This window comes from Tropicimonas marinistellae (assembly GCF_001509585.1).
GTDB classification, from domain to species: domain Bacteria; phylum Pseudomonadota; class Alphaproteobacteria; order Rhodobacterales; family Rhodobacteraceae; genus Tropicimonas; species Tropicimonas marinistellae.
Genome location: NZ_LNCI01000021.1, coordinates 1 through 9,419 on the forward strand (window position 1 = coordinate 1; position 9,419 = coordinate 9,419).

Here is a 9,419-nt window from a genome sequence, read left to right on the forward strand (position 1 = left end):
TGCCCGCCTCAATTGCTACCGCGGCGCGCGTTTTCATCGGCGTGTCCTCCCGTTAAACTGCTATCAAACCGTGGGCGATGGGCCGCGGCAATGCAACATGAGAGGTCGATATGGATTTGAAATTTGCTGGTCTGGCGGCGGCACTTCTGGTGCTGGCAGGATGTGAGGACTACACCGGCGATACCATAACGGAGGGCAGCTTCACGTCGCCGCCGCCGCCGACGGTGGTCGATCCGATCCAGCCGGCCGGGGCGGTGGACGTGGCGCCCATCGAGGAGGGAGGCGTCGATCCGGCACTGGCGATGGTCGAAGAGGATCCATACGGCGAAGTCCAGGCAGGCGCCGGCGGCCTGACTGAACGCCTGCCGGACACCTGCAAGCTGGAGGAGGTGCAGCAGTATCGGGGCCAGAGTGCGGCCGCAGTCGAAGGGGCGGGATTGACGATGCCGTATCGGGTGATCGGTCCGTCGGACATTGTCACCCAGGAGTACAACCCGACGCGGGTCAATTTCTTCGTCAACACCGGCGGGACGGTGGATCGCGTCTCCTGCGGGTGATGCGAGCCATACCGATCACGCCCTGCGGGCCAGACCCTCGGTGCGCGCCGCGTCGAGGGTCTGGCCCGTGGCAAGCGCCTGCGGATCCACCCTGAGATCGATGAGCGCGAGAGTGCCGGCTGTCCGTGCGGCAGCGAAAGCGGCCGGAAAGGCGGCGTTTTGCGTCACCCTGGTGCCCCATCCGCCGTAGGCGCGGGCCAGTGCCGGTAGATCCGGCACAAAGAGGTCGGTACCGCTGACGCGGCCGGGGTAGAAGTGCTCCTGGTGCATCCGGATCGTGCCGTATCGTCCATTGTTCACCACCAGCACGACAACCGCCGCCCCGAATTGGGCTGCCGTTGACAGTTCGTTCACGGTCATCTGCAGACACCCGTCGCCAGCGAGGCAAACGACCGTACGTTCCGGATGGGCGAGCTTCGCGGCAATGGCCGCGGGCAGCCCGTAACCCATCGAGCCGGACGTCGGTGCGAGTTGCGTGCCATACCGTTTGAAGCGGAAGTAGCGATGCAGCCAGGCGGCGTAATTGCCGGCCCCGTTCGTGACAATAGCATCCTCCGGAAGATGCTCGGACAGCCAGCGGATGACCCACTCCTGCTGAAGCGCTCCGGGGCTGCGGTGAGGTTCCTGCCAGACCTCGTAATCGGCGCGGGCTTCCGCGGTCCAGACACGGCTGTTGATCAGCGGTGCTGCGTGGGCCGCGAGCGCGTTGACCGCCTGGGCGGCCGGAGCGACGAGCGCCATATGCGGGGAATGGACCCGGCCGAGTTCGTCGGGGTCCGGGTGTACGTGGATCAGCGTGCGCTTTCCATCGGGTCGTGCGGGGTCGAGGAGCCGGTAGCCGCTGGTCGCTGTCTCGCCAAGTCGCGTGCCGAGCGCGAGGATGACATCGGCCCTCTCCAGGCGCTCGCCGAGCTTTGGGTTCATTCCCACGCCCAGGTCACCGACGTAGTTCGGGTGCCGGTTGTCCATGTAGTCCTGGCGGCGGAAGGTGGCTGCAACCGGCAGGTCGGCGGTCTCGGCAAGGACTTGAAGGTCGCGTGCGGCTTTGGCCGACCATCCGGGGCCGCCGACGACAACGAGCGGCCGGCGTGCCAGGCGAAGGGCACTCAATGCCGACTGCGAAAAGGTCTCGTAGTCCGGCGCGGGAGCGGCCGTGGCAGGCGGGATGTCCGCAACGGCGGCGCTAGCTGACAGCATGTCCTCCGGAAGTGCCAACACCACCGGACCCGGACGTCCGGACAGCGCCAGGTTCCAGGCCCGCGCGATGTACTCAGGCAATCGTGCGGTGTCGTGCACGTCGCCCGCCCATTTGGCGAGAGGCGCGAAGACAGCGGGGATATCGACTTCCTGAAAGGCTTCGCGGTCCCTGTGGCCGCGGGCAATTTGGCCGACGAAGAGGATCATCGGCGTGGAATCCTGGCGTGCCACGTGGATTCCGGCTGCGGCGTTGGTGGCTCCCGGGCCGCGCGTGACGAAGACGACGCCGGGGGTGCCCGTCAGCTTGCCGTATGCTTCGGCCATCATTGCGGCGCCGCCCTCGTGCCGGCAAACGACGTTCTCGATCCCGCTGTCGTGCAACGCGTCCAGCGCTGCCAGAAAACTCTCTCCCGGCACCGAGAACACGCGCTGAACGCCGCGGTGTTTCAACTGGTCGACGAGGATCTGCCCGCCATGTCGCATCCTGACCATTGTCACCGCTCCTCCCGCAGTCCGCGGACACGAAGATGGCTCTACGTGCCCAGGCTGGCAAGCGGGTTCGGCGCCATTTCCTGCGTCATTCCGGATCCGGGAAGAGCGCAGGAAATGTTGCCTTTCTCGGTATTGTCCGTAGCTTTGTCGCATGAGTGATGTGGTTGGTAAGATGCACGTAACGCATGACAGAATGGACCCGGTCCGCGCGATTGCCTTGCATGCGGCCCTGGGCTGTGCCGGATTGCCACCCGATCCGGGCGATCCGTTGCCACCTTTCTTTCAGAGTGCCTATTTCTGGGAAGTTGCTCCGGCGCAGGGGCTCGGCGGTGACGGGTGTCCTTTGGCGGGCACATGCGTCCCGGACTTCGATTTGCCCTTTCGGAGGATGACCGCCGTTCGTCTGCGTGTGCAACGACCGCTGCGCTCAGGAGAGCCCGCCGAACGGCGCAGCCAGGTCACCGCGGTCGGGCAGAAAGTGGGGCGCGCCGGCCCTATCGCCCAGGCGACCGTACGGCACGACTTCCACCAGGGTGGTCGCCTCTGCCTTTCAGAACAGCGCGACTTCGTTTTTCGGTCAGGCCCGATTGCGAACGACATCCAGCCCGCTCCGGCGCCCTACGATAGCGATCCACTGGCATTGCACCTTGATCCGGTCTCGCTTTTTCGCTTTGGGGCCGTCACGTTCGACAGTCACAGGGTCCAGTACGACGGGGACTATGCGCGCGAGGTGGAAGGATACTCCGGGCGTGCGGTTCCCGCCGCCTATCTCGCGATGATACTTGCGATGCGCGTTGACGCCATGGCACCCCTGCGGCGCTTCAGCTTTCGCGAGCTGCGTCCGCTTGTTCTGGGTGAGGAGGCGGTGTCCAATCACCGCGGATCCGACCTTTGGGTGCGTAACGGAGATGGCGTCCTCGTCTCCAGGGCTGTCGCCGGTTGGTGAGCAGAACGGCTGATGGGTTTCAGAGGACTTGGGAGATCTCCAGCAGGTTGCCGTCCGGATCGCGGACATAGATCGATAGGATCGGGCGCGATGCGCCCGTACGGCGGACGGGCCCCTCTTCAACCGAAACATGCAGATCCGCCAGATGCCGTTGCCATTGCTCAAGCGGCACATCTGTCAGAAAACACAGATCGGCGGCACCTGGCGTTGGTCGTTGGGCTTTCGGCTCGAATGGCGCGTGCGCGACATGCAGGTTGATCTTCTGCTGTCCGAATATCAACGCCATGCGTTCGCTGCCATCGGCGGTACGGAACCGCGTCGGCTCCATTCCGAGGACTTCGGAATAGAATCGGACCGTCCGGTCGATGTCGGCGACAGTGAGAACCAGGTGGTCGAGTGCCGTCACACGCGGTCCCCGGCGCCGGTTGTCGCGATCCGTCATTGGCGAAGCTGTGCAAGAACCTTTGTCGAGGCATAGCCATCCGGCTGCATCCCGACCGATTTCTGATATCCGCGGATGGCGGCAATCGTATTCGGCCCGATCTTGCCGTCGACACCTTGCGTATCGTAGCCGGCGGAGGTGAGCCGCTCCTGAAGCTCAATACGTTCGGCGAGCAGCAATGCCCGAAGTTCGCGCGGCCAGTTGCCATTGATCGCCGGACCGCCACGAATGCGGTCACCCAGGTGGCCAACCGCAAGCACATAGGCGTCGGCGGGATTGTATCGTTCCAGTACCTTGAAGTTCTGGAAGATGATGAATGCGACGCCGCCTGCGCCGGCGGGCAGTATGACCGAGGCCTCGCCATGGTCGGGCACCGGATGGCCGTAGGTGTCGCGCACACCGAGCGCTGCCCAGTCGGCAGGGGACTTCTTCACGGAATGGCCGGTAAGAGACACGTCGAAATCCGTCGGCAGGATGACTTCCATCCCCCATGGTTGTCCGTCGATCCAGCCCGCATCCGCCAGATACTTCGCCGTCGAAGCCAGGGCATCGGTCGGGTCGTCGGACCAGATGTCTCGCTTGCCGTTCCCGTCGTGATCTACCGCATGGGCGAGGAACGAGCTTGGCATGAACTGCGTGTGGCCCATGGCGCCGGCCCAGCTGCCAGTCATTGCGTTCGGTCCGACGTCCCCGCTTTCGAGGATCTGCAGAGCGGCGACCAACTCGCCTTCGAAAAACGCGGCGCGCCGTCCGTCGTAGGCGAGCGTTGCAACCGCCTCGATTACATTCTCGGAGCCCCGGAAGGTTCCGTAGGCACTTTCGAGCCCCCAGATCGCGGTGATGATCTCCGCCGGAACCCGGTAGGTGTCTTCGATCTGGTTCAGAAGCGCCGCGTTCTCCCTGAGCGCAACCTGCCCGTTGGTCACGCGCAGATCGGAGGCGGCCGTGTCGAGGTAGTCCCAGATTGTCTTGGTGAACTCGGATTGGTTGCGGTCGCGCTGGATCACGTCGGTGTTGTACCGCACGCCGGCGAAAGCGCGGTCCAGGGTCGCCGGCGAAATGCCGTGACGCGCCGCCCGGATGCGGAATGCGGAAATCCAGTCCTCGAACCCGATATTGGAAACCCTCTCCTCGGGGAGCAGCGCGGCCGCGAGAATCGGGCGCGCCTCCGGACGAATGGATGTGTCGACTGCCCCTAAGCCCGCCGTTGAATGCGCGGGTGTGGCAACGGCAAGCGCCGCCGCCAGTAAACTGACCTTACCCTTCATTGTGGTTCCTGCTCGCCAGCTTTTGTTTGTCAGGAGTGTAACGGTGGAGCGCCTTTCCGCAAAGATATTTGCGAGACGCGGATCTTCTGTTGCCGGGCATTGGCAGATTTCGGCTTACGCGACGATAGTTTGCACGGATTGCCCACCGAAGTTCGTCCGTGCGGCAGGATTGCAAGACTGGCCCCGTTCATAGGTTGAACGAAGGATTGCGAAGTCGCGGCCGGAAGTGTCCTAGCGGCGCTTGCGCGTCACCTTGCGCTTGCTTCGGGTGGGGCGGGACCCTGTCGCGGCTTTCTTCTGCTTCTGCGCGGCGCTGCTGCGCGCCTTCGCCTTGCCTGGCATTCGGCGGGCCGGCTTGCCGCGACCGCGCGGCGTGCTGTTCGGCGCCACCTGCTCGCCTTCGAGTTCCAAAAGGTCCAGCATCAACCCGCCGGTGACAGGCACGGCCTCCGTCAGACGAACCGTGACGCGTTGCCCGAGCGAGATGACACGGCCGCTGTCCGACCCCATGAGGGTCTGCGCCTCGCGGTCGTAGTGGAAGAACTCGTCCCCGAGCGAGCGGATCGGGATCAACCCGTCCGCGCCGGTCTCGTCGAGTTTCACGAAGACACCGAACCGGGCGATTCCGGAGATCCGGCCGGAAAACTCGTTGCCCACGCGTTCGGAGAGATAAGCCGCGAGATAGCGGTCGGTCGTGTCCCGCTCTGCCGCCATGGAGCGCCGCTCGGTCTCTGAGATATGCTCGGCCGTGGCTGCGAGCCCGTCGATATCATCCGGCGAGAGCCCGTCGGCCTTGCCGTCGCGCCCGCCACCCCAGCCATGCGCCGCGATCAGCCCCCGGTGAACGATGAGGTCCGAGTAGCGGCGGATTGGCGAGGTGAAGTGGGCATAGGTCTTCAGCGCCAGTCCGAAATGGCCGAAGTTTTCCGGGTTGTAGTAGGCCTGGGTCATCGATCGAAGCGTGGTGAGATTGATCATCTCCGCCAGGTCGGTCCCGGCCGCATCGGCAAGCAGCTTGTTCAGGTGCCGGGTGTGCAGCACCTGGCCCTTTGCCAGGGTGAAGCCGCTGGCCTGGGCAGTCTCCCGCAGGGCGTCGAGCTTTTCGGGGCTAGGTTCCTCGTGGACGCGGAAGAGCAGGGGCTGGCGTTTGTGGGTGAGCGTCTCGCCCGCCGCGACATTGGCCAGCACCATGAACTCCTCGATCAGCCGATGCGCCACAAGACGCTCACGGAAATTGACCGAGAGGACCTCGCCCTTGTCGGACAGGATGATCCGGCGCTCGGGCAGGTCGAGATCCAGCGGTTGGCGCAGGTCGCGGGCGCGGGCAGCGGCGAGATAGGCGGTGTGGAGCGGCTTGAGCACGTCGTCGAGCAGCGGGCCGCATTTCTCGTTGGGCTCTCCGTCCAGCGCTTGCTGCACCTCTTGATAATTGAGCGAGGCCGCGGAGCGCATGAGCCCGCGGTGGAAACTGTGCCCGATCTTCCGGCCATCGGCATCCAGCCGCATCCGGACGGCGATGCAGGCGCGCGGAACGCCTTCGTGCAGCGAGCAGAGATCACCCGACAGCCGGTCGGGCAGCATCGGCACGACCCGGTCAGGGAAATATGTGGAATTGCCCCGCGTCCGCGCCTCCGCATCCAGCGCCGAGCCCGGGCGCACGTAATGGGCGACGTCGGCGATGGCGACCCAGACAACGTGGCCGCCGGGGTTCTTCGGGTCGTCGTCGGCATGGGCGTAAACGGCGTCGTCGTGGTCTCGCGCATCGGCAGGGTCGATGGTGATGAGCGGCAGGTCGCGCAGATCCTCGCGGCCCGAGAGCCCGGCGGGTTTCATCCTGTCGGCCTCCGCGATTACCCGGTCGGGGAAATCGTCGGGGATGCCGTGCTGGTGGATTGCGATGAGCGAGACAGCCTTGGGCGCTGAAGGGTCGCCCAGCCGCTCGGTGATCCGGGCGGTGGGAAGACCAAGCTTTCCGCGGGGGCTGGCCTGTTCTGCCTCCACCAATTCGCCGTCCTTCGCACCGTGGGTTGCGCCGGGCGGCACCTGCCATTCGCGGTCGGTGCCCTTGTCGATGGGCGTGATCCGGCCGCCTTCGGTGCGCTTGCGGTAGACGCCGAGGATCTTGCGCGGGTTGTGGCCGATGCGGCGGATCAGGCGCGCTTCGTATTGATGCCCGTCGCCGCGCACCTCGGTCATGCGGCCGAGGATGCGGTCACCCTCGCCGAGCGCGGGGTCGGCCTCGCGCGGCAGGAAGAGCACGCGCGGTTCCGGCCCCTCGCCATGCCATTCCAGCGGCCGGGCGAAGAGATCGCCATTTGCGTCGGGGGCGAGCAGTTGCAGCACGGTCACGGGCGGCAGCTTGTCCGGATCGCGGTAATGCTTGCGGTCCTTCTGCAAATGCCCTTCGGTTTCCAGTTCCTTGAGCAGACGCTTGAGGTCGATGCGCGCCGCCCCCTTGACCCCGAAGGCCTTGGCGATGTCTCGCTTGGAGTTCTGCGTGGGGTTGTGGGCGATCCAGTCGAGGACCTGCGCCTTGGTCGGAAGCTCTGCCATGGGCGCGGCCTAGCATGGGGGCCGGGGGCTGTCACCTGCGGAAAGGGCGCTGGCCGCCGGGCAGAGCCCGAGCGGCGGTGGCGCCGCTGCGCGGCGTGCCTCCGGCGGGGATATTTCGGGACAGAAGAGACCGTGACTCGACACTTCGGAAGCGGGGCGTAAACTGGAGTAGAACAAAAGAAGAACAATATGGTGATTCCCGAAGGGGGGCCGATGTCGTCTGTCCGGCGGATATTGTCACTGTGGTTCCCACGGCTTGCGGCCGAGCGGCTGCTTCGCGCGGAAGGCGGAGCAATCGGCGGGCCGTTTGCCGTGGTGCGCGACAGCGGCAACACGCAGGTGCTGGCCTCGCTGGATGACACGGCTTCACGTGCCGGGCTTGTCGTCGGGCAGCCGCTCAGGGATGCGCGGGCGATGTGCCCTGATCTGGTGACGCGGGGAAGCAACCCGCAAGCCGAGGCAGCGTTTCTGACCGTGTTGCGGCGATGGGCGGGGCGGTTCTCGCCCTGGGTGTCGGAGGCGCCGCCGGATGGGTTGCTGGTGGATCTGACAGGCTGCGCGCATCTGTTCGGCGGGGAGGCGGCACTGCTCGACCGGATCGATGGAGACTGCGCTGCCCTGGGGGTGAGTGTGCGCTCCGGGATTGCCGACACGGTGGGCGCGGCCTGGGCGCTGGCGCGGTTTTCCGGGCAGGGGGCGGCACTGGCGCGGTCGGGAGACGCGATCGACCAGGAGGCCCGGGCGACGCGGTCGCGGGCGGCCAAGCGGCGGCATTGGGAGCGGGGCGGCGCGGCGCCGGTGCGGGGCGGTGGCGGTGCTGCTGCGGCGCGGATCGCGGCGCCGGGACAGACCCGCACTGCGCTTGCCCCCCTGCCGGTGGCCGCACTTCGCCTGCCGTCGGACGTGGTGGCGCAGCTCGGCCGCCTCGGGTTGCGCCGGATCGACGAACTGGCCGGCCAGCCGCGGGCGGCGCTGGCGCGGCGCTTCGGCAAGGACCTGGTGCTGCGGCTCGACCAAGCGCTCGGGCTGGTGCCGGAGCCGGTCTCGCCCGCCAATCCGCCCGATCACTTCGCGGTGCGCCTGACGCTGCCGGAGCCCATCGGCCTTCTGGACGACATGCGCGCGGGGCTGGACCGGCTGTTGCCGGCGCTGGCTGCGCGGCTTCGCGAGAAGGGCCGCGGTGCGCGGCGGGTGCGGTTGCAGGCCTTCCGCTGCGATCACACGATGCAGCCGGTGGAGGTAGGGCTGGCGCGGCCTTCGGCGGAGCCCGACCGGCTGCGGCCGCTCCTGCTGATGAAGCTCGACGAGATCGAGGCCGGTCCGGGTATCGACGTGCTGCGGCTGGAGGCGCATGTGACCGAGCCGGTCCATGCGACCCAGCATCGGGGTCATATGGGCGCGGCGTCGGATGGGGCGGCGCGGATGCAGCGGGCCGACGGTGCGGCGCTCGACGACCTGATCGGCAAGCTGGGCGCGCGGGTCGGGCTGGAGGCGATCACCCGGCTTGCCCCGGCGGACAGTCATATCCCGGAAAAGACGACCAGGGTGCTGGCCGCTGCCTGGTCGGAGCCTGCGCGCGACTGGCCCGTGCGTCCGCCGCAGCCGCGCCCGCTGCTGATCTTCCCGCCCGAGCCGGTGCATGTGGCGGGCGAGGGGGCCACGTCTCCGCGCCCGCCGCACCGGTTCCGCTGGCGCCGCCGCGACCTGGTGCTGGCGGGGGCGACCGGCCCGGAGCGGATCGCGCCGGAATGGTGGCTGGATGACCCCGCCTGGCGCTCGGGCGTGCGGGATTACTGGCGGGTGGAGGTGGAGGGTGGCGCGCGGCTGTGGCTCTTCTATGCCCACGGAGGGGAGATGTCGGGGGGGTGGTTCTGCCAGGGACGGTTTGCGTGAGAGCGGCATGTCTCACGCGTGAGACATCTTTCCCGACAAGTGATTTCAATGGGTTACAGGGGCGGATTCAC

General features: G+C 66.7%; 7 protein-coding genes. 3 read left to right on the forward strand and 4 right to left on the reverse strand.

What is annotated here, in order from left to right; all coding sequences use genetic code 11:
* The first annotated feature begins 110 nt into the window (after nt 1-110).
* A complete protein-coding gene (locus ARC39_RS24520) occupies nt 111-557 on the forward strand; it encodes an I78 family peptidase inhibitor (RefSeq protein ID WP_068119318.1) in 447 nt (148 codons plus the stop codon).
* A 15-nt stretch (nt 558-572) separates the two neighbouring features.
* Here ARC39_RS24520 and ARC39_RS24525 read toward each other — a convergent pair whose 3' ends face one another.
* Entirely contained in the window at nt 573-2,237 is a 1,665-nt protein-coding gene (locus ARC39_RS24525; protein ID WP_068119333.1) for a thiamine pyrophosphate-binding protein, read from the reverse strand.
* Nucleotides 2,238-2,397: 160 nt separating this feature from the next.
* Between ARC39_RS24525 and ARC39_RS24530 the strand changes: the two genes are divergently transcribed.
* Nucleotides 2,398-3,192 carry an HTD2 family dehydratase gene (locus tag ARC39_RS24530; RefSeq protein WP_149866545.1) on the forward strand — a complete coding sequence of 265 codons (795 nt, stop codon included), beginning with the start codon at nt 2,398-2,400 and terminating at the stop codon, nt 3,190-3,192.
* Nucleotides 3,193-3,211: 19 nt separating this feature from the next.
* Here ARC39_RS24530 and ARC39_RS24535 read toward each other — a convergent pair whose 3' ends face one another.
* The 3 genes from ARC39_RS24535 to rnr all read right to left on the reverse strand — a co-directional run bounded on the left by ARC39_RS24535 (nt 3,212) and on the right by rnr (nt 7,455).
* Nucleotides 3,212-3,634, reverse strand: coding sequence for a VOC family protein (locus tag ARC39_RS24535; protein ID WP_068119324.1), 423 nt, complete (start codon nt 3,632-3,634; stop codon nt 3,212-3,214).
* Entirely contained in the window at nt 3,631-4,902 is a 1,272-nt protein-coding gene (locus tag ARC39_RS24540; protein WP_068119327.1) for a lytic murein transglycosylase, read from the reverse strand. Before ARC39_RS24540 ends, ARC39_RS24535 begins: the two co-directional genes overlap by 4 nt.
* Before the next feature lie 231 nt (nt 4,903-5,133).
* Nucleotides 5,134-7,455: a ribonuclease R gene (gene rnr, locus ARC39_RS24545; protein ID WP_068119330.1), complete on the reverse strand. Its 2,322-nt coding sequence runs from the start codon at nt 7,453-7,455 to the stop codon at nt 5,134-5,136.
* Between the two features lie 189 nt (nt 7,456-7,644).
* Here rnr and ARC39_RS24550 point away from each other — a divergent pair, with 189 nt between their 5' ends.
* Nucleotides 7,645-9,348, forward strand: a complete 1,704-nt coding sequence (locus ARC39_RS24550) for a Y-family DNA polymerase (RefSeq protein ID WP_236545394.1) — start codon at nt 7,645-7,647, stop codon at nt 9,346-9,348.
* Nucleotides 9,349-9,419 lie beyond the last annotated feature (71 nt).